Genomic DNA, 19,097 nt, shown 5'->3' on the forward strand with positions numbered 1-19,097 from the left:
AGCGAGGAGCCTCGAGACCCGGTGGGCTGCCGTCGGGTCCGTCGCGGGATCTCGTGGCTCGGCCGTGGCCGGCCTCGCACCTCGATCTCCGGGGTCTCACCGGGTCTCGAGGCTAGGGCCCGGCGGCCCTCACACCCCGACCGGCGTGGTGGGCCGGACGCGCCGGAGCCCGGCCCCGCTGGGTGCGGGGCCGGGCTCCGGGTCAGGGGTGGTGCGGGTCAGGCCTTGCGGTAGGCGACCGCCACCGACGGGCGGGGGAAGTCGTCAGTGTGGGGCCAGGTGCTGCCGGGGGTCTCGAACGACGCGTCGTCGAGCTCGCCCGGGTGCTGGACGGCGACGAACAGCGACTTGTCGTCGGCCGTGATGAGCGGGCCGCAGGCCTCCGCGCCGCGGGGCACGGAGAGGAACTGCTGCACGTTGCCCCGCTGGGCGCCCTGCGTCGGCACCCGGAAGATCCCGTCGTTGCTGCCCAGCGCGTTGCCGTCGGTGGAGACCCACAGGTTGCCGGCGCTGTCGAAGGCGACGTTGTCGGGGCAGCTGATCGGGCTGACCTGCGACTTGTCGAAGCCGCCGAAGTAGGTCTCCTGCGCCTCCGGGTCGCCGCAGACGAGGAAGAGCTTCCAGCGGAACGTGGTGGCGGTGTGGTCGCCACGGGTGGCGATCATCTCGAGCACGTAGCCGTTGTTGTTGCCGGCGGTGGGGGTCAGCTCGCCGTTGACCGAGTCCTTGGTCATGGACGTCCCGACCGGGTTGGCCTCGTCGACCGCGAAGGTCGTGCCGCGCCGCGAGTTGTTCGTCAGGGCGGCGTACACGCGGCCGGTGACGAGGTTGGGCTCGACGTCCTCGGGACGGTCCATCCGCGTCGGGCCGTCTCCGGCCTCGGTCGTGGCGCGGTCGGAGGCGAGGCGGGTGTCGATGAGGACGTCGGCGAGCTCCATGCCCTCCACGAAGGACTCGGTGTCCGAGGCCAGCGGGATCCAGGTGCCGGTGCCGTCGCAGTCGGCGTTGGTGGTGGCGTCGTACCCGTTGCCCTCGAGGCGGGCGACGTAGAGCGTGCCCTCGGTCAGCAGCGACAGGTTGCGGCGGCGGGCGTTCGCGCCGGTGCCCTTCGCGACGGTCCGCTTCGAGACGAACTTGTAGAGGTAGTCGCCGCGCTCGTCGTCGCCCATGTAGGCGACGGCGTGGCCGTCCTTGCTGAGGATGATGTTGGCGCCCTCGTGCTTGAAGCGGCCCAGCATCGTGTGCTTGCGGGGGGTGCTCTCCGGGTCGGAGGGGTCGACCTCGACGACCCAGCCGAAGCGGAACGGCTCGTTGGGCTCCTTCGCCAGGTCGAAGCGGTCCTTCACCGTGTACCAGCCGCGGGAGCCGGCGGCGGCGAGGCCGTAGCGGGCGTACGACGCGGCGTACTCGGAGCTCGGCGTGCCCTCGGTGCCGAAGTACTGGTTGAAGTTCTCCTCGCCCGACAGCACCGTGCCCCAGGGGGTCATGCCGCCGGAGCAGTTGTTCAGGGTGCCGAGCACGGTGCGACCGTCGGGGTCGTCGGTGGTGCGGAGGCGCTCGGTGCCCGCGGCGGGACCAGTCACCTCGAACGCGGTGTCGAGGTGGATGCGGCGGTTCAGCGGGGCGAAGCGGGGCTGGACCCGCAGCCACGAACCGGCGACCTGGCCGCGCTTGATCTCAACCACGGACATGCCGTGGTTGTACATCGAGATCTCCTTCTTGGCCTCGTCGTCGTAGGAGGCGGGGAACATGATGTCGTCGGAGGTGTACTCGTGGTTGACCACGAGCAGGGACTTCTTCGCGGCGGTCGGGTGGGGCAGCACGCCGACGTAGTCGCAGTTGTAGCCGAACTGCTGACGGGCGGCGTCCGGCGTCATGTTCTGCGGGTCGAACCGCGGGGCGCCGCGCAGGACCGGGTCGCCCCAGCGGATGACGACGTCGCGGCGGAAGCCGTCCGGCACGACGAGCGCGTCGCGCGTGTTGGGCGGCACCGTCGTGAACGACGTCGTCGACAGGTCGGCGGTGGGGGGCGCGGCCGCGAGGGGCGAGGCCGCACCGGGTGCCGCGGCGGCGGGACGCAGCGCGCCCCCGCCGAGGACCATGGCCCCGGCTCCGGCGGCCGCGGCGCCCTTGAGGACGGAGCGACGCTGCACGACCTTCGCGATCTCGTCGCGGATGTGGCCGTGGTCGGTGCGGTTGGGCTCGGGCTTGAAGCAGGCGTCACCGCAGCGGTTGCGACAGGTCATGGCGCTCCGCGAGGACCGCTGCTCGTAGCCGATCGCGGTGATCGGCAGCGGGGTGCGGTGGAGGGGGGTGGTCGTCATGCGAGGAGTACTCCCGTGATCGAGGGGGTCGACGCCGTGACGCTAGGTCGCCCCGGTGAGCGTGAGGGGGTCTGCACGTGACGACGCGGTGAACGGGCCCCGGTCACGCCGTCCGAGCGCCGACCCGGGACCAGCGCTAGCAGGACCCCTCGGGGACGACGGGACGTCGGCGCGACCGGTGCCGGTGGCCCAGCGTCTCGGCCGTCAGCAGGACCAGGGCCAGCCAGACCAGGCCGAACCCGATCCACCGCTCGGCGGGCATGTCCTCGCCGAACACGAAGAGGCCGAGGAGGAACTGCAGGGTGGGGGCGACGTACTGCAGCAGGCCGATGGTGACCAGCGGGACCCGGGTGGCGGCGGCGCCGAAGCAGAGCAGGGGGACGGCGGTGACCAGCCCGGCGGAGGCGAGCAGCAGGGCGTGGACCGGGCCCTCCGTGCCGAACGTCGACGCGCCGGTGATGACGAGCCACCCGACGTACCCGCCGGCGAGGGGGGCCAGCGCCAGCGACTCGAAGGTCAGGCCCTCGATGGCCCCGACCCCGGCGAGCTTGCGGACCAGCCCGTAGGTGCCGAACGAGCAGGCGAGGGTGAGCGAGACCCAGGGGGGCCGTCCGTAGTCGAGGGTCAGCAGCAGCACGGCGACCCCGGCGAAGGCCAGCGCGGCCCACTGCAGCGACCGCAGGCGCTCACGCAGGACGAGGACACCGATCAGGACGGTCACCAGGGGGTTGATGAAGTAGCCCAGGGAGACCTCGATGACGCGGCCGTTGGTGGTGCCCCAGATGAAGACGCCCCAGTTGACGGCGATCACGCAGGCGGCGACCAGCAGCAGGCCCACCTGACGCCGGTCGCGCAGGATCCGGCGCAGCGACGACACCTTCCGCAGCCCGACGAGCAGCAGCACCATGGTCAGCGCGGACCACAGCACGCGGTGGGCGAGGAGCTCGACGGCCCCGGCGGGCGCCAGCAGCGGGAAGTAGAGGGGGAACGCACCCCACATGGCGTACGCAGCGAGCCCGAGGAGGAAGCCGCGCCGCAGCTCGACCGGGTCGGTGCCGGCGGCCGAGGCGTCCGGGGCCGTGCGCGGGATGCCGGTCACCAGACGAGCATAGGAATCCGCACCTTCGGTGTTTCGGGTGGGGCGGATGTGGGAAAGTCATGCGCGTCCCGCTTTGTCTTGCAACGGAGGAACGAATGAAGCGTCTGATCACCGCGGCCGTCTCGACCGCACTGCTCGGTCTCGCCCCGCTGGCCCTCACCTCGTCGGCCTCGGCCGACTCGATCGCCCCTGCTCCCAGCGTGTCCGCGCCGGCGGCCGGCGACGCCGACGTGCAGGCCAAGCAGCGCCGGAAGGTGACCGCTCGCGGCAAGGAGAAGAGCAGCGGGCTGTTCCTCACCGGCCGGGTGACCCCGAACTACCCGAACAGCGAGGTCCTCATCAAGCGCAGCTCGCGGGCGAGGAGCGGCTACAAGGTCTACAACCGCGTGAAGACCAACGACAACGGCTACTACAGCTCCAAGGTCGTCGCCCCGGCGCGCACGGGCCGGAAGTTCTACTACTTCGCCCAGGTCAAGCCGCGCGGCAACTACACCGGCGACAAGTCGCAGGTCCTGGTCGCCACCCGCGGCTGACCGACGCACGGTCGCACCGACGCACGAGGCCCCCACCGCATCGCGGTGGGGGCCTCGTCGTGTCGCGGGCGAGGCGTCGCTCAGACGACGGTCCAGGTGTCGCCGCCGCCGATGAGCGCGGACAGCCGCTCGTCGCGGCCGCCGGTGCGCTCGCCCTGGGCGAGGGTGACCTGGGCGCGCGCCTGGTCGTCGTACGTCGGGCGCTCGACGCTGCGGAAGATGCCGATCGGGGCGCGGTGCAGGTAGCCCGCGTCCGTGAGCCGGCTGATCGCGAACGCCGTCGTCGGGTCGTCGGCGTGGGCGTCGTGGACCAGCAGGTCGGAGGCGTCGACGTCGGAGACCTCGACCACCTCGACGCCGCCGGAGGCGCTGCGGACGAGGCCCTTGGGGCCGAGACCGTCCTCGCCGGGGGTGCCGAACCGGATGGCCTCGCCGTGGACGAGCGGGATGATCGCCTCGTCCTTGGTGTCGCGGTCCTTGATCGCGTCGAACGCGCCGTCGTTGAAGATCGGGCAGTTCTGGTAGATCTCCACCAGCGACGTGCCGCGGTGCGCGGCCGCCGCGGACAGCACCGCGGTGAGGTGCTTGCGGTCCGAGTCGATCGTGCGGGCCACGAAGGTGCCCTCGGCGCCCAGCGCCAGCGAGATCGGGTTGAACGGGTGGTCCACCGAGCCCATCGGCGTCGACTTCGTGACCTTGCCGGCCTCGGAGGTGGGGGAGTACTGGCCCTTCGTCAGGCCGTAGATCCGGTTGTTGAACAGCAGGATCGTCATGTTCACGTTGCGGCGCAGCGCGTGGATGAGGTGGTTGCCGCCAATCGACAGCGCGTCGCCGTCCCCGGTGACGACCCAGACCGACAGGTCCTCACGGGCCGTCGCCAGGCCCGTGGCGATCGCGGGCGCACGGCCGTGGATGGAGTGCATCCCGTAGGTGTCGAGGTAGTACGGGAAGCGGCTGGAGCAGCCGATGCCGGAGACGAACGCGATGTTCTCGCGGCGCAGCCCGAGGTCGGGCAGGAAGGACTGCACCGCCTTGAGCACGGCGTAGTCGCCACAGCCGGGGCACCAGCGCACCTCCTGGTCGGAGGTGAACTCCTTGCCGGTCTGCTTGGGGGCGTCCGCGTCGAGCGCGGGGACGCCGTCGGTGCCGGTGCGGGTGGGGAACCCCAGGTCGGTGGTGCTCATCGGGTCGCACTCTCCTTCGAGGAGGTCTCGTGGTCGCGCGTGACGTGGCCGACGCCGGACAGGTCGAGCTCGACGCCGTCGACCGAGGAGACGAGCTCACCGATCGCCTCGGCGAGCTCGGCGGCCTTGAGCGGCAGCCCGCGCACGTGGTTGTAGCCGATGGCGTCGACGAGGTACTTCGCGCGCAGCAGCGTCGACAGCTGTCCGAGGTTCATCTCGGGCACCAGCACGCGGTCGTAGCGGCCGAGGATCTCGCCGAGGTCCTTCGGGAACGGGTTGAGGTGACGCAGGTGCACCTGCGCGACGTGGCCGCCGGCCCGGCGTACCCGACGGCAGGCGGCGCCGATCGGGCCGTACGTCGAGCCCCAGCCGACGACCAGCACGCGGGCCTGGCCGGTGGGGTCGTCGACCTCCAGCGGGGGCAGCGAGTCGGCGACACGGTCGACCTTCGCCTGGCGGGTGCGGACCATGAAGTCGTGGTTCGCCGGGTCGTAGGAGATGTTGCCGTGCCCGTCGCCCTTCTCGAGACCGCCGATGCGGTGCTCGAGGCCGGCGGTGCCGGGGATCGCCCACGGACGGGCCAGCGTCTCGGCGTCCCGCAGGTACGGCATGAAGGCGTCGCCCTCGTTGGGGCCGGTCGCGAAGGCGGGGTCGATGACGGGCAGGTCGTCGACCTCGGGGACGCGCCACGGCTCGGAGCCGTTGGCGATCATCCCGTCGCTCAGCAGCAGCACCGGGGTGCGGTAGGTGATCGCGATCCGGGCCGCCTCGATCGCGGCGTCGAAGCAGTCACCCGGGGACTGCGGCGCGACGACCGGCACGGGCGACTCGCCGTTGCGGCCGTACATCGCCTGCAGCAGGTCGGCCTGCTCGGTCTTCGTGGGCAGCCCCGTCGAGGGGCCGCCGCGCTGGACGTCGATGACGAGCAGCGGCAGCTCGGTCATCACGGCCAGCCCGATGGTCTCGGACTTGAGCGCGAGGCCGGGGCCGGAGGTGGTGGTGACGCCGAGCTGGCCGGCGAAGGAGGCGCCGAGGGCGGCGCCGACGCCGGCGATCTCGTCCTCGGCCTGGTACGTCGTCACGCCGAGGTCCTTGTGCTTGCTGAGCTCGTGCAGCACGTCGGAGGCCGGAGTGATCGGGTAGGAGCCGAGGAACACCGGGAGGCCGGACTGCACGCCGGCGGCGACGAGACCGTAGGCGAGCGCGAGGTTGCCGGTGATGTTGCGGTAGGTGCCCGGCGCCATCGGGGCGGGCTTGACCTCGTAGGAGACGACGAACGCCTCGGTGGTCTCCCCGAAGTTCCAGCCGGTGCGGAACGCCGTGATGTTGGCGTCGCGGATGTCGGGGACCTTCGCGAAGCGCTTGGCGAGGAACTCCTCGGTGCCCTCGGTGGGGCGGCCGTACATCCAGGACACGAGGCCGAGCGCGAACATGTTCTTCGCGCGGGCGGCGTCCTTGCGCGACAGCCCGAACTCCTTGACCGCCGCGACCGTCATGCCGGTCAGGTCGACGGTGTGGACGGCGTACTCCGCGAGGTCGTCGCCGTCGAGCGGGTTGTCGGTGTAGCCGGCCTTCGTGAGGTTCCGCGCGGTGAAGTCGTGGGTGTCGACGATGACGGTGGCGCCCTTCGGCAGGTCGCCGAGGTTGGCGCGCAGCGCGGCCGGGTTCATCGCCACCAGCACGTCCGGGGCGTCGCCCGGGGTGAGGATGTCGTGGTCCGCGAAGTGCACCTGGAACGACGAGACGCCGTGCAGCGTGCCCTGGGGCGCGCGGATCTCGGCCGGGAAGTTCGGCAGCGTCGACAGGTCGTTGCCGAACGAGGCGGACTCGGAGGTGAACCGGTCACCGGTGAGCTGCATGCCGTCACCGGAGTCGCCGGCGAACCGGATGATGACGCGGTCGAGTTGCTTGACCTGCTTGGCGGATGCCACGGGGCTCCCTGTCGTTGACGTGCCTGACTGATCCACGATAACGACACGGGGGCGTGACCTAATCCCGACGACGGCCCGTGGACGTCGAGGACCGGGTGAGGCTGGTCACGTGACCCCCCTCGGGGCGCCGCCCCGGCCGCGGTCAGCGGTAGTTGGTGAACTGCACCGCGAAGTCGTAGTCCTGCTCCTTGACCAGCGCCTGCACGGCCTGGAGGTCGTCGCGCTTCTTCGAGCTGACGCGCAGCTCGTCGCCCTGGATCTGCGCCTTGACGCCCTTGGGGCCCTCGTCGCGGATGAGCTTGGAGACCTTCTTCGCGTCCTCGGAGGAGATGCCCTCCTTGAGCGCGATGCCGATCTTCGACTGCTGGCCCGAGGGGCGGGGGTCGCCGGCGTCGAGGATCTTGAGGCTCTGGCCGCGCTTGACGAGCTTGCCCTGGAAGACGTCCAGTACGGCGGTGGCGCGGTCGTCGGCGGAGGCGGTGATCTCGATGGCCTCCTCGCCCTTCCACTCGATGGTGGCGCCGGTGCCCTTGAAGTCGTAGCGGGTCGCGATCTCCTTGGCGGTCTGGCTCAGCGCGTTGTCGACCTCCTGGCGGTCGATCTTGCTCACGATGTCGAACGAGGAGTCGGCCACGGGTGCCTCCAGAGGGTCGGGTGCGGGTTGGGAGCGTGCGGAACGGCTGCGCTATTGTCTCGGGGCGTCGGAGTACCACTCAACACGGTCCCCGATCATCCCCGGCAGGTTGCCCGAGCGGCCAAAGGGAGCTGACTGTAAATCAGCCGGCACAGCCTTCGTTGGTTCGAATCCAACACCTGCCACATCCGGCCCCCGACCTGCAGCGATGCGGGTCGGGGGCTGATTTGTCGGGGCCTGGTCCGTCGGTGCCGGCCGTGTCTCGCGAGCGGCTACGGAGCCGTCGACCGCAGCTCCGCGACGTACTCGGCGAGCGGGTCCAGTCCGGCGCTCTCGCGGCGTTCGTCGACGTCGGCCCGGTCCTCGATGGGGGTGCGCGGGATCCAGCGCCCCGAGCGGGTCAGTGACCACTGGGTGCCGTAGAGCTGCGGCTCGCCGTCCGCGACGCGCACCCGGTCGGTGAGGTAGGCCAGGTCCCCCTCGGAGGCGTCCCCGGCCTCGACCGCGGCCTGCAGCAGCTCCAGACCCCGGCGCTGCAGCTCCGGGTCGAGGTCGGCGTGCTGCACGATCGTCCAGGCTGCGGTGGATCCCCGCCTGCCCACCAGGCTCCAGCCCGGCCAGCCGTGCTCGTCGAGCACCTCGGCGATCCGGGCCTGGTTGCTCGCGTCGACCTCGTCGATGCGCGGCACCTCGTCGGCGGTCATGCCGTCCGGCGGTGGTCCGCCGCGCACGGCCTGGTCGAGGGCCGCGCGACGCAGGAGGTCCTCGCGGAGCTCGACGTCCGGCTCGACGTCCGGCTCGGCGTCCGCCGCCGACCCGACGGAGTGGCTCGGCGGCACCTGCTCGTCGGGGGCCCTGGCCGAGCAGCCGACGAGGGTGAGCGCGACGACGAGCGTCATGACCCCGTAGCCCTCACGCATGGTCGACCACCCGTCGTCCCTCCGCGACGCACGGTACCGGGGTCGAGGGGCCGGTGGCGTCGGTCAGCCGCGCCCGGCGAAGAGCTGCGCGAGGGTGCCGTCGGCGCACTCGCAGGCGTGGAGGGCCCACGTGGCACCCTCGTCCTCGGCCTCGGTCCAGCTGGCCACCGCGCCGTCGCGCGAGCTCTGCTTGCCCATGCTGAGCTCGACCGCGAGGGAGACCTCGACGTGGATCTCGGCGGGGGTGCCCCAGTACTCGAACGCCGCGCCCATGACGGCGTCGACGGCGCTCGCGGTGGTGTCGAACGTGGGCCGACGGGTCGGGTAGGGCAGGACGTGGTCGCCGCCCACCTCGTGCGGGACGTCGCCGATCTTGGACTCGGTGACGTGGAAGTGCATGGCCCTCACTTCCATCCTGGCTGGCTGCCCCATCGCTGCGCCGCGGCGCGGGACCTTGTCTGTAGGTGCCCACCGCCGTCGCTCGTAGACGGGGGTGGGTCCGCCGGGCTCGTCGTGGCCCGGGTCGCGCCGCGGGTCAGCCTAGATCAGCGGGGCCCCCGTGGTCGGGCGCCGGTGGTCGGGCGGCTGGCGCGCCGGATCGCCACCTGCGCCCGGGTCCGCTAAAGTCGTCAAAGTCAGTGGTGTTTGATGGATTGGAGCCCGGGCATGCGAACCGTCTCGATCGTCGGCGGGGGCGCCAGCGGCACCCTCACCGCCGCGAACCTCCTGCGGATGAGCCGCGGCACCGACCTGCGGGTCGTCCTCCACGAGCGTGCGGCCGCCGTCGGGCAGGGGCTCGCCTACAGCACCACCGACGAGCGTCACCTCCTCAACGTGCGCACCCGTGACATGAGCGGTCTCGCCGACGAGCCCGGCCACCTCGTGGCGTGGGCCGAGCGCCACGGCCACCCGGCCGACCCCATCGGCTTCCTGCCCCGGGCGACGTACGCGCTGTACCTGCGCGACCTGCTCACCGACCTCGACGACGGCCGGCTGGAACGCCGTCGCGAGGACGTGACCGACGTCGAGCCCCGCGACGGCGGTGGGTACGCCGTCCACGGCAGCGAGGGCGTCACCGACGCCGACGCGGTGGTGCTCGCCTACGGCAACCTGCCCTCCGGCACCCTCGCGGTCGACGGGCGCCCCCTCCCGGACGCCGGGTGGCACCTGCCCAGCGCGTGGGACGTCGGCGCGCTGCGGTCGCTGCCCGCCGACGCCCGCGTCGTCCTCGTCGGCAGCGGGCTCACCGCGGTCGACGCCGCGGTGACCCTGCTCGGCGACGAGCCCGGCCGTGAGGTGTGGATGGTGAGCCGGACCGGGATGGTCCCGCACCGCCACCTCCCGCTGCCGTGCTCCACGAGCTGGGTGCGCCCGATCTCGGACGACGCGTGCACCGCCGACATCTACGCCGCGCACGTGCGGGAGCAGGTGGACCGCGCGGCCGCCTCCGGGGTCTGCTGGCGCTCGGTCATCGACGGCATGCGGGGCCTCACGCAGCGGCTGTGGCAGCGCCTCGACGTCACGGAGCGGCGCCGCTTCCTCGCCGAGCACGCCCGCGACTGGGAGGTGGCGCGCCACCGCATGGCCCCCGAGGTCGCTGCCGCGATCCAGGGCTTCCGGGCCACCGGACGCCTGCACGTCCTGGGCGGCGGCCTCGCCGCGGTCGAGGACCACGGCGACGCCGCGGGGGTCACCCTCGCCGACGGGACGGCCGTCGACGCCGACGCGGTCGTGAACTGCACCGGCCCCTGTCCGGACCTCGACCGCACGGACATGCCGCTGGCGGTGCGGCTGCGCGAGCGCGGGCTGCTGAGGCGGGACCCGCTCGGCCTCGGTGCACACTGCGAGCCCGACGGCCGCGTCGTCGACGCCTCCGGCGAGGTCCGCGAGGACCTGCTCGTGGTCGGCCCGCCCCGCAAGGGGGCGCTGTGGGAGACCACCGCCGTGCCGGAGATCCGGGCGCAGGCCGCGGACCTCGCGGCCCGGCTGGCCGACGGTGCGGGCGTCGTACGACGACCCGACCTGGCGCGTCGCTGATCCTCGCGCCGGCCCGTTCGGTCCCGGCGGCAGAATGTCGGGCATGAGCGCCGCGCAGGACACCCCGACCGTCTGGACGCCCTCGGGCGAGTGGACCGACATCGCCTACGAGACCACCGACGACGGGATCGCCAAGATCACGATCTGCCGCCCGGAGGTCCACAACGCCTTCCGGCCGCAGACCCTCGTCGAGATCTCCCACGCCCTCGAGCTGGCGCGGGAGGACGAGTCGGTGGGCGCGATCATCCTCACCGGGCAGGGGGAGAAGGCGTTCTGCTCCGGCGGTGACCAGCGGGTGCGCGGCGACTCCGGCTACAAGCTGGACGAGGGCGCCACCGGACGCTTCCACGTCACCGACCTGCACGTCGCGATGCGTCGTTGCCCCAAGCCGATCGTGGCGATGGTGGCCGGCTGGGCGATCGGCGGCGGGCACGTGCTCCACCTGGTCTGCGACCTCACCATCGCTGCCGACAACGCCCGCTTCGGGCAGGTCGGGCCCCGCGTCGGGTCCTTCGACGGCGGGTACGGCGCCGGTCTGCTCGCCGACCTCGTGGGGCCGAAGAAGGCCAAGGAGATCTGGTTCCTCTGCCGCCAGTACGACGCCGCCGAGGCCGAGCGGATGGGCCTGGTGAACACCGTGGTCCCGCTCGCGGAGCTCGAGGCCACCACCGTGGCGTGGTGCCGCGAGATGCTCGCCCTCTCGCCGTGGGCGCTGCGGCTCTACAAGCTCAGCGTCAACGCCCACGAGGACGGGTACGCCGGCATCCAGCAGCTCGCCCACGACGCGAACCTGCTCTTCTACGGCAACCCCGAGGCCCAGGAGGGCCGCAACGCGTTCCGCGAGAAGCGCACCCCCGACTTCGGGCAGTTCCCGCGCCGTCCGTGACCACCCTCGAGATCGTGCTGCTGGTCGCGGTGGGCGGCCTCGGGGCCTCCACCGCGACGTTCGCCGGGCTGTGGCTGGGTGCCCGGCGCAGCCGTCGGGTGCTCCGGGCCCGCCTCGAGGCGCTGTCGGAGGGTCGCCGTCGGCGCCGCCGCGTGCCGTCGCCGCAGGAGACGGTGAAGGCGGTCTGGGAGACCGCGTCGCTGGTGCGTGAGCGGGGCGTGACGGGAGCGCTGCGCAGCTCGGTCGAGGAGCTCGCCGACTGGGCCCGGGTGGAGCGGCCCGACCTGGTGCGCATGGCCGCCCACGACGGCACCGTGACCATCCTGTTCTCCGACCTCGTCGGGTCCACCGAGCTGAACTCCGAGCTCGGCGACCGGGCCTTCGTCCGGCTGCTCGCCCGTCACGACCGCGTCGTCCGACGCTGTGTCGAGCGTCAGGACGGCCACGTCGTGAAGACGCAGGGCGACGGCTTCATGGTCTGCTTCGCGACCGGTCCGCAGGCGGTGCGCTGCGCGGTCGCCGTCCAGGAGGCCCACACGCGCGGACGCGCGGCCGACCTCGCCGTCCGCATCGGCATCCACCGCGGCGACGTCGTCCACCGGATGGGTGACATCTTCGGCCGCAACGTCGCGCAGGCCGCCCGCGTGGCGGGCGTGGCGGAGGGCGGAGAGGTGCTGGTCACCGACGCGGTCGTCGAGACGCTCTCGGACGACGACGTCGCCCTCGCCGAGCCCCGCACGGCCGAGCTCAAGGGGCTGTCCGGCCGCCACGCCCTCCACCCCGTCCTCTGGGGCCCGGACCGCGACCGGGAGCGCACCCCGCGCGAGCTCACCCCCTGACGCCGAGTCGGCAGATCTGCGCAGCTGCACGGCGTCGAGTCGGCACGTCTGCGCAGCTGTACGGCGTCGAGTCGGCACGTCTGCGCAGCTGTACGGCGACTCGGCGGCCTAGCCGACGACCCGTCCCGCGACCTCCCCGAGGGTGAGGCGGCCGCCGGTGGCCGACGGGGCGGAGTAGCGCAGCACGACCTCCTCGCCGTCCTCGAGCCAGGTCCGGCCGGCCGCGGAGCCGTCCGCGCCCGGCCGTGGGCGCGTGCCGTCCGCGGTGAGCTCCAGCAGCGAGCCGACCTGGTCCGGCACCGGGCCGCTGATGGTGCCGGAGGCGAAGAGGTCCCCGGTCCGCAGCGCCGCCCCGTTCGAGGTCAGGTGCGCGAGCATCTGCCCCGGCGACCAGTACGTCGACGCGTACGGCGGTCGCGAGACCACCACGCCGTCCACCTCGACCTCGACGGCGAGGTCGAGCCCGACGGCGGCGTCCGCGCCCGCGGCGTGCGCGAGGTGGGGGAGCGGCGCGGGGGACTGACCCGGCAGCGGCACCCAGGCGGCGTCCAGCGCCGCCAGCGGCGTGACCCAGGCCGACACCGAGGTGGCGAACGACTTGCCGAGGAAGGGACCGAGTGGCCGGTACTCCCACGACTGCACGTCCCGCGCCGACCAGTCGTTGAGACCGACCACGCCGAACACGTGCTCGGCGAGGGCGTCCGGAGCCACCGTCGACCCGGGGGCCGAGGGTGCGCCGACGACGAAGCCGAGCTCCGCCTCGAGGTCCAGCCTCCGGCTCGGTGCGTACGACGGCCGCTCGCCGCCGGCCTCCACCTGCTGGCCCCACGGGCGGGCGACCGGGGTCCCGGAGACCACGACCGAGCCGGCGCGGCCGTGGTAGCCGACCGGCAGGTGGCGCCAGTTCGGCAGCAGCGGCTCGGCGTCCGGCCGGAAGAGCCGGCCGACGCCGGCGGCGTGGTGCTCGGAGCAGTAGAAGTCGACGTAGTCGGCGACCTCGAACGGCAGGTGCAGCGTGGCCGACGACAGCGGCAGCAGCTCGAAGTCGTCGTCGCGGACCAGTGCGCTGACCTCCTCGCGCGCCTCCGCCCACGCCCCCGGGCCAAGGGCCATGAACGGGTTGAGCGACGGTGCGGCGAAGTGCTCGCGGCCGGTCTCGAAGGCCAGGTCCAGCACGCCGTCGCCGAGCCGCACCCCGACCCGCGGCGGCGTGCCGGGGGTCGAGAAGACGCCGTAGGGGAGGTGGTCCGGTCCGAAGTCGCTCATGCGAGGCCCTCCAGGTGGGTGACCGCCGCGACGGTGTCGTCGGTCAGCCAGGACAGGACGAAGCGCCGGCCGACCGCCGCGTCCCCCGGGTCCCCCCACAACCGGGCGGCGACCAGGACGGCGTCCGCTGCCTGGGCGGGCGTCCCGGACACCAGCGAGACCGGTACCTCCCGGTCCAGTGCCGCGTCCAGCCACCCCTCGAGCGCGGACAGGTCCGCCGGGAGCACGGCCACCGCCTCCAGCACCGCCAGCTCGTCGAGGGCGGCCAGGCCCGCGGGGGTCGGTGGACCGTCGACGGGGAGCCGCACGTGCACCCGGGCCCCGTCCGGCAGCGGGGCCGCGTCGAGCGCGGCGGCGACCCGGCGGGCGTTGCCGGCGGGGTCGGCGGCGTCCCGGAGAGCCGTGTCGAGAGCGCCGAGCGACAGCCCGCGCCGCTCGGCGAGCGCCACCGGACCGGCCACCTGCGCGGCACCGCCGGTGAGGACCACCCGCAGCGGACCCGCCCCCTCGGCCACCGAGGGCAGGTCGGTGTCGCGCACCGCCCGCAGCCCGACGTACGGGGTGTCGAGAGGCGGCGAGGCCGCGGGGCGGAGGTCGTCGAGGAAGCCGTGCCAGGTGCTCACGGCACCAACCTGCCACGCCGGAGGCCTTGTGTCGGGCGTCACACCCTCCTTACGGTTCTCCCGCCGTCCCCCGCCGACCGTTCGGTCGGAAAAACGGTGTCGCGTGACGACGCGGCCGCCCCCCTGATCTCGGAACCGACTCGGAGACCCTGCATGAGCCGTACCTCGCCCACCCCTGCCAAGACACCCGTCACCCGCGAGGAGCGGAAGGTCCTCGTCGGCACCCTCGCCGGCACCACGATCGAGTGGTACGACTTCTTCATCTACGCCCAGGCCGCGACGCTGGTCCTGGCACCGCTGTTCATCGAGCCGATGGTGACCGACAACCCCGGCCTCGGCACGCTCGTCTCGCTGGCCACGATCGGCATCAGCTTCCTGTTCCGCCCGCTCGGCGCGATCGTCGCCGGCCGGTACGGCGACCGGCTGGGCCGCAAGAAGATGCTCGTGCTGACCCTGCTGCTGATGGGCGCCTCGACGGTCGCGATCGGCCTGCTGCCGACGTACGCCTCGATCGGGGTCGCAGCGCCGATCCTGCTGATCCTCTTCCGTGTCGTGCAGGGCTTCTCGGCCGGCGGCGAGTGGGGGGGTGCCGCCCTGATGTCGGTCGAGCACGCCCCGGTGCACAAGCGGGGCCTGTTCGGCGCCTACCCGCAGATCGGCGTCCCCTGCGGCCTGATCCTGGCCACCGGCATCCTGCTGCTGATCACGAACATCACCACCCCCGAGCAGTTCCTGGCCTGGGGCTGGCGCGTGCCGTTCCTGCTGTCGATCGTGCTGATCGTCATCGGCTACCTGATCCGCCGCTCCGTCGAGGAGAGCCCGGTGTTCGCCGAGCTGCTCCAGCGCCGCCGGGAGTCCTCGGCCCCGCTCGCCGAGCTCTTCCGCCACCACACCCGCACGGTGATCCTGACCGCGCTCGTGTTCGTGTCCACCAACGCCGCCGGCTACCTCGTCATCGCCTACTTCATCGGCTACGGGACGACGGCCCTCGGCTTCGGCCAGGTCCCCGTGCTCGCCTCGATCGTCATCGCCTCGGCCGTCTGGCTGCCGACGACGCTGGGCGGGGGTGCGCTGTCGGACCGCATCGGCCGCGTGCGCACGTTCCAGATCGGCCTCGCCCTCACCTTCGTGTGGTTCATCCCGATGTTCTGGCTCATGGACAACGGCGGCGTCGTCACCTTCTGCGTCGTCATCTGCCTCCTCAACGTGGGCCTGGGCCTGAGCTACGGCCCGATGACCGCCCTGTTCGCCGAGCTGTTCCCCGCCCGCGTCCGCTACTCCGGGGTCTCCATCGGCTACGCGCTCGGCGCCGTCCTCGGCGGTGCGTTCGCGCCGCTGATCTCGGAGCTCCTCGTGCAGCGCACCGACACCGGCGTCTCCATCGCGGTCTACATGATGGTGCTGACCGCCATCTCGTTCGTCGCCGTGACGATGGTGGGGGAGACCCGCGGCACCGACCTCGGCGTCGACGCCGACGACACCCCGACCGCGGAGCGCACCCCCGCCTGACGCCGACCCGGCGACGTGCCGACTCCAGGGCCCGCCGTCAGCCGCCGTGGGTCGGGAAGTCGGGACGACGCCGCTCGAGGAAGGCCGCCTGCCCCTCGGCGAACGCGCTGCCCGCGAGCAGGCGCACCTGCGCCTGCTTCTCGGCCTCCAGCACGTCGTCCAGGTCGCGGTGGCCGGCGTCGAGGACCGCGCGGGTCGCGGCCAGGGCGTCGCGGGAGTACGCCGCGAGCCCGGTCGCCACCTCCACGGAGCGTTGCAGAGCCTCCCCGTCGGTGACGACCTCGTCGACCAGCCCGGCGCCCAGCGCCTCGGCGGCGTCGAGGGTGCGGGCCGTCAGCAGCAGCGCCCGGGCGCGGCCGGGGCCCACGCGGCGGGGGAGGGTGTGCAGCAGCCCGGTGTCCGCGGTGAGGCCGATCTTCACGAACGACGCCGCGTAGCGCGCGCCGGCACCCGAGACGACGACGTCGCACGCGCAGGCCAGCGCGAGCCCCAGGCCGTGGGCCCCGCCCTCGACAGCGGCCACGACCGGCACCCGGCCGCGCACCAGTCGACGGGCGAGATCGTTGACCAGACCCAGTCGGACGTTCGCGACCTCGCGGTCGGGGGACATCGAGGCGATGTCGCCGCCGGCGGAGAAGACCGGTCCCGCGCCGGTCAGGACGAGCGCCCGCACCGACTCGTCGGACTCGACTGCGGCCAGGGCCGCCAGCAGCTCCCGACGGTCGTCGAGGTCGAGGGCGTTGCGTCGGGCAGGTCGGTCCATGGTCACGACCCGGACGGCGCCGACGTCCTCGGTCCGGACGGCGGGACCGGCGGCGGTCGCCCCGCTCACGCGCCGCGCACCATCTGGTTCGCGATGATGACCCGCTGGATCTCGCTCGTGCCCTCGTACAGGCGGAAGAGGCGCGCGTCGCGGTAGAAGCGCTCGGCAGGGACCGAGCGCATGTAGCCCAGACCGCCGTGGATCTGGACGGCGCGGTCGGCGACGCGGCCCACCATCTCGGAGCAGAAGAGCTTGCAGCTCGACGGCGCGAGGCGCCGGTCGCTGCCGTCGTCCCAGGCGCGGGCGCCCTCGATGACCATGGCGCGGCCGGCGTACGTCTCGGCCTGGGAGTCGGCCAGCATCCCCTGCACGAGCTGGAAGTCGGACAGGTGCGTCCCGCCCTGGGTCGCGGTCGTCGCGTGTGTGAGGGACTCGTGGACGAGGCGCTGTGCGAGGCCCACGCAGAGCGCCGCGATGTGCAGCCGGCCCTTGGCGAGCGAGCGCATCGCGGTGCTGAAGCCCTCCCCCTCCACCTCGCCGACCAGGTGGTCGGCAGGGACCCTCACGCCGTCGAGGGCGACCTCGCAGGTGGTGGTGCCCCGCTGGCCCATCTTGGCGTCCTTGGGGCCGAGGGTGATGCCCTCGGCGTCGGTGGGTACGACGAAGACCGAGATGCCCTTGCCGGGTGCGGCGTCGGGGTCGGTCCGCGCGAACACCATGAGCAGGTCGGCGTCGCCGGCGTTCGTGATGTAGCGCTTCTGGCCGTGCAGGACGTAGTCGTCCCCGTCGCGGACGGCTCGGGTGCGCAGCCGGCTCGGGTCCGACCCGGCCTCCGCCTCGGTCAGGGCGAAGGAGGCGACCTGCTCGCCGGTCGCGAGCGCGGGCAGCCACCGCTCGCGCTGCCGCTGGGTGCCGGCGTTGACGAGCACCTGGCCGGCGATGCCGTTGTTCGTCCCGAACATCGAGCGGAACGACGGGGTCGTCCACCCCAGCTCGAGCACGAGCCGGACCTCCTCGGACATGCTCAGGCCCAGGCCGCCGTACTCCTCGGGGATGGCGAAGCCGAACAGCCCCATCTCCTTGGCCTGCTCGCGCAGACGGGCCGGGATCGTGTCGGTCTCCTCGATCTCGTCCTCGGCGGGCACGACCTCCTTGCGCACGAACGTGCGGACGGCGTCGAGGACGGCCTCGAACTCCTCGCTGAGTGCTCCGGCGGGGGCTGCGGTGCTCTGGGTCACGGTGGTGGGTCCTCTCTCAGGCGGTGGCGGGCTCGGGGACGCCGACGGCGCCGGTCGCGGCGAGGGCGTCGAGGTCCCCGTCGAGGCCGACCTCGGCCAGCAGGGCGGCGGTGTGGGCGCCGAGGGCGGGCACGGCACCCATCGGCAGCTCGACGTCGCCGAAGGTCATGGGAGGCAGCACGCCGCGGACGGTGGCGCCCGGGATCTCGACGTCCCGCCACCGGTCGCGCTCCGCGAGCTGGGGGTGGGCGACCAGGCCGGCCACGTCGTTGAGGCGTGCGGCCGCGACCCCGGCGGCGGCCAGGCGGTCGTCGAGCGTCGCGGTGTCGAGGGTGCGGGTGAGCGAGGCGACGACGCCGTCGCACTCCTGGCGGTGGGTGACACGAGCCATGTTGGTGGCGAAGCGGGGGTCGTCGACGAGGTCGGGTCGGTCGAACACCTCGGTGACGAGCGCGCGCCAGCCGCGGTCGTTCTGCACCCCGACGAGCAGCTCGCCGTCCGCCGTCGGGTAGGCGTCGTACGGCGCGATCGCGGCGTGGGACAGGCCCATGCGGGGGACCTGGCGCCCGGCGTACATCTGCAGGTACATCGGGTGACCGAGCCACTCGGCCGTCGCGTCGAACATCGACACGTCCAGCGTCGCGCCCTCCCCGGTGCGCTCGCGACGCAGCAGGGCCGCCAGCACCGCCTGGACGGTGTACGTCGCCGCGGCGATGTCCGCGGTCGGGATGCCGGTCTTGGTGGCCGTCGTCGGGGTCCCCGTCACCGACACCAGGCCGGTCTCGGCCTGCACGAGCATGTCGTAGGCCTTGCGGTCGCGACGGGGCCCGGCGGTGCCGTACCCGGTGATGGAGGCGTGGACGAGCCGGGGGTCGGCCGCGCGGAGCTCGTCGGCGCCGAGACCGAGGCGGGCGGCCGCGCCCGGGGCGAGGTTCTGCACGCACACGTCGGCGCGCGCGACGAGCCGCCGGACGACGTCCCGGCCGGCGGGGGTCTTCAGGTCGACCGCGAGCGACTCCTTGCCCCGGTTCAGCCAGACGAAGTGGCTGGCCTCGCCGTGGACCGCGTCGTCGTAGTGGCGTGCGAAGTCGCCCTCGCCGACGCGCTCGACCTTGACGACCCGGGCGCCCAGGTCCGCGAGGTGACGGGTGGCCAGGGGGGCGGCGACCGCCTGCTCGAGCGCGACGACGGTCGTGCCGGCGAGGGGCAGGCTCGAGGGGGACGACGGAGCGACGGGCGGCATGACCCTCAGGATGCGCGGAGCCATTGGGTCGCGTCCAATACCCAATACGTCGCCGATCGTTGCCACAG

At 73.0% G+C, this 19,097-nt stretch carries 17 protein-coding genes and 1 tRNA gene; 6 read left to right on the plus strand and 12 right to left on the minus strand.

What is annotated here, in order from left to right:
• Positions 1-218: 218 nt before the first annotated feature.
• Positions 219-2,324: a PhoX family phosphatase gene (locus Q0858_RS00090; protein WP_299049749.1), complete on the minus strand. Its 2,106-nt coding sequence runs from the start codon at positions 2,322-2,324 to the stop codon at positions 219-221.
• Positions 2,325-2,460: 136 nt separating this feature from the next.
• On the minus strand, positions 2,461-3,423 hold the full coding sequence (gene rarD / locus Q0858_RS00095) for an EamA family transporter RarD (RefSeq protein WP_299049750.1): 963 nt from the start codon (positions 3,421-3,423) through the stop codon (positions 2,461-2,463).
• A 95-nt stretch (positions 3,424-3,518) separates the two neighbouring features.
• On the opposite strand from rarD, the gene Q0858_RS00100 reads away from it, so the two are divergent.
• A complete protein-coding gene (locus tag Q0858_RS00100; RefSeq protein WP_299049752.1) occupies positions 3,519-3,956 on the plus strand; it encodes a hypothetical protein in 438 nt (145 codons plus the stop codon).
• A gap of 80 nt (positions 3,957-4,036) precedes the next feature.
• On the opposite strand, the gene Q0858_RS00105 is transcribed toward Q0858_RS00100, so the two are convergent.
• The 3 genes from Q0858_RS00105 to Q0858_RS00115 form a co-directional block, all read right to left on the minus strand.
• Positions 4,037-5,140 (minus strand): 2-oxoacid:ferredoxin oxidoreductase subunit beta, encoded by a 1,104-nt coding sequence (locus Q0858_RS00105; RefSeq protein ID WP_299049754.1) that lies wholly within the window; start codon positions 5,138-5,140, stop codon positions 4,037-4,039.
• Positions 5,137-7,071: a 2-oxoacid:acceptor oxidoreductase subunit alpha gene (locus Q0858_RS00110; protein WP_299049756.1), complete on the minus strand. Its 1,935-nt coding sequence runs from the start codon at positions 7,069-7,071 to the stop codon at positions 5,137-5,139. Before Q0858_RS00110 ends, Q0858_RS00105 begins: the two co-directional genes overlap by 4 nt.
• Before the next feature lie 142 nt (positions 7,072-7,213).
• Entirely contained in the window at positions 7,214-7,705 is a 492-nt protein-coding gene (locus tag Q0858_RS00115; RefSeq protein WP_299049758.1) for a YajQ family cyclic di-GMP-binding protein, read from the minus strand.
• Between the two features lie 103 nt (positions 7,706-7,808).
• Between Q0858_RS00115 and Q0858_RS00120 the strand changes: the two genes are divergently transcribed.
• Positions 7,809-7,890 (plus strand) — tRNA-Tyr (locus Q0858_RS00120).
• Positions 7,891-7,977: 87 nt separating this feature from the next.
• On the opposite strand, the gene Q0858_RS00125 is transcribed toward Q0858_RS00120, so the two are convergent.
• Positions 7,978-8,625 (minus strand): DUF6624 domain-containing protein, encoded by a 648-nt coding sequence (locus tag Q0858_RS00125; protein WP_299049759.1) that lies wholly within the window; start codon positions 8,623-8,625, stop codon positions 7,978-7,980.
• 63 nt (positions 8,626-8,688) lie between these two features.
• Entirely contained in the window at positions 8,689-9,033 is a 345-nt protein-coding gene (locus Q0858_RS00130) for a hypothetical protein (RefSeq protein ID WP_299049760.1), read from the minus strand.
• Between the two features lie 258 nt (positions 9,034-9,291).
• Here Q0858_RS00130 and Q0858_RS00135 point away from each other — a divergent pair, with 258 nt between their 5' ends.
• Genes Q0858_RS00135 through Q0858_RS00145 form a run of 3 tightly spaced genes read left to right on the plus strand, consistent with a single transcriptional unit; the run spans position 9,292 to position 12,387 of the window.
• Positions 9,292-10,662 carry an FAD/NAD(P)-binding protein gene (locus tag Q0858_RS00135; protein WP_299049762.1) on the plus strand — a complete coding sequence of 457 codons (1,371 nt, stop codon included), beginning with the start codon at positions 9,292-9,294 and terminating at the stop codon, positions 10,660-10,662.
• 43 nt (positions 10,663-10,705) lie between these two features.
• Positions 10,706-11,548, plus strand: coding sequence for a 1,4-dihydroxy-2-naphthoyl-CoA synthase (gene menB / locus Q0858_RS00140; RefSeq protein WP_299049764.1), 843 nt, complete (start codon positions 10,706-10,708; stop codon positions 11,546-11,548).
• Entirely contained in the window at positions 11,545-12,387 is an 843-nt protein-coding gene (locus Q0858_RS00145; RefSeq protein ID WP_299049765.1) for an adenylate/guanylate cyclase domain-containing protein, read from the plus strand. Before menB ends, Q0858_RS00145 begins: the two co-directional genes overlap by 4 nt.
• Positions 12,388-12,495: 108 nt before the next feature.
• Here Q0858_RS00145 and Q0858_RS00150 read toward each other — a convergent pair whose 3' ends face one another.
• Both Q0858_RS00150 and Q0858_RS00155 read right to left on the minus strand, forming a co-directional pair.
• On the minus strand, positions 12,496-13,653 hold the full coding sequence (locus Q0858_RS00150) for a fumarylacetoacetate hydrolase family protein (protein WP_299049766.1): 1,158 nt from the start codon (positions 13,651-13,653) through the stop codon (positions 12,496-12,498).
• Positions 13,650-14,276, minus strand: a complete 627-nt coding sequence (locus tag Q0858_RS00155; RefSeq protein WP_299049769.1) for a hypothetical protein — start codon at positions 14,274-14,276, stop codon at positions 13,650-13,652. Before Q0858_RS00155 ends, Q0858_RS00150 begins: the two co-directional genes overlap by 4 nt.
• 153 nt (positions 14,277-14,429) lie before the next feature.
• Between Q0858_RS00155 and Q0858_RS00160 the strand changes: the two genes are divergently transcribed.
• Positions 14,430-15,785 (plus strand): MFS transporter, encoded by a 1,356-nt coding sequence (locus tag Q0858_RS00160; protein WP_299049772.1) that lies wholly within the window; start codon positions 14,430-14,432, stop codon positions 15,783-15,785.
• 37 nt (positions 15,786-15,822) lie between these two features.
• Here the strand turns inward: Q0858_RS00160 and Q0858_RS00165 are convergent, their stop codons facing one another.
• Genes Q0858_RS00165 through Q0858_RS00175 form a run of 3 tightly spaced genes read right to left on the minus strand, consistent with a single transcriptional unit; the run spans position 15,823 to position 19,029 of the window.
• Entirely contained in the window at positions 15,823-16,617 is a 795-nt protein-coding gene (locus Q0858_RS00165) for an enoyl-CoA hydratase/isomerase family protein (protein ID WP_299049774.1), read from the minus strand.
• Positions 16,614-17,786 carry an acyl-CoA dehydrogenase family protein gene (locus Q0858_RS00170; protein ID WP_299049776.1) on the minus strand — a complete coding sequence of 391 codons (1,173 nt, stop codon included), beginning with the start codon at positions 17,784-17,786 and terminating at the stop codon, positions 16,614-16,616. Before Q0858_RS00170 ends, Q0858_RS00165 begins: the two co-directional genes overlap by 4 nt.
• 16 nt (positions 17,787-17,802) lie before the next feature.
• The gene (locus Q0858_RS00175; protein WP_299049777.1) at positions 17,803-19,029 is read right to left on the minus strand and encodes a CaiB/BaiF CoA-transferase family protein; all 1,227 of its coding nucleotides are present in this window, start codon (positions 19,027-19,029) and stop codon (positions 17,803-17,805) included.
• Positions 19,030-19,097 lie beyond the last annotated feature (68 nt).

Source organism: uncultured Nocardioides sp. (genome assembly GCF_947489365.1).
Taxonomy (GTDB): domain Bacteria; phylum Actinomycetota; class Actinomycetes; order Propionibacteriales; family Nocardioidaceae; genus Nocardioides.

Coding starts and splice junctions, on each gene's coding strand:
- Q0858_RS00105 (WP_299049754.1), bottom strand. CDS start 5,140: ATGAGCACCACCGACCTGGGGTTCCCCACCCGCACCGGCACCGACGGC.
- Q0858_RS00175 (WP_299049777.1), bottom strand. CDS start 19,029: ATGCCGCCCGTCGCTCCGTCGTCCCCCTCGAGCCTGCCCCTCGCCGGC.
- Q0858_RS00150 (WP_299049766.1), bottom strand. CDS start 13,653: ATGAGCGACTTCGGACCGGACCACCTCCCCTACGGCGTCTTCTCGACC.
- Q0858_RS00090 (WP_299049749.1), bottom strand. CDS start 2,324: ATGACGACCACCCCCCTCCACCGCACCCCGCTGCCGATCACCGCGATC.
- Q0858_RS00125 (WP_299049759.1), bottom strand. CDS start 8,625: ATGCGTGAGGGCTACGGGGTCATGACGCTCGTCGTCGCGCTCACCCTC.
- Q0858_RS00135 (WP_299049762.1), top strand. CDS start 9,292: ATGCGAACCGTCTCGATCGTCGGCGGGGGCGCCAGCGGCACCCTCACC.
- menB (WP_299049764.1), top strand. CDS start 10,706: ATGAGCGCCGCGCAGGACACCCCGACCGTCTGGACGCCCTCGGGCGAG.
- Q0858_RS00100 (WP_299049752.1), top strand. CDS start 3,519: ATGAAGCGTCTGATCACCGCGGCCGTCTCGACCGCACTGCTCGGTCTC.
- Q0858_RS00160 (WP_299049772.1), top strand. CDS start 14,430: ATGAGCCGTACCTCGCCCACCCCTGCCAAGACACCCGTCACCCGCGAG.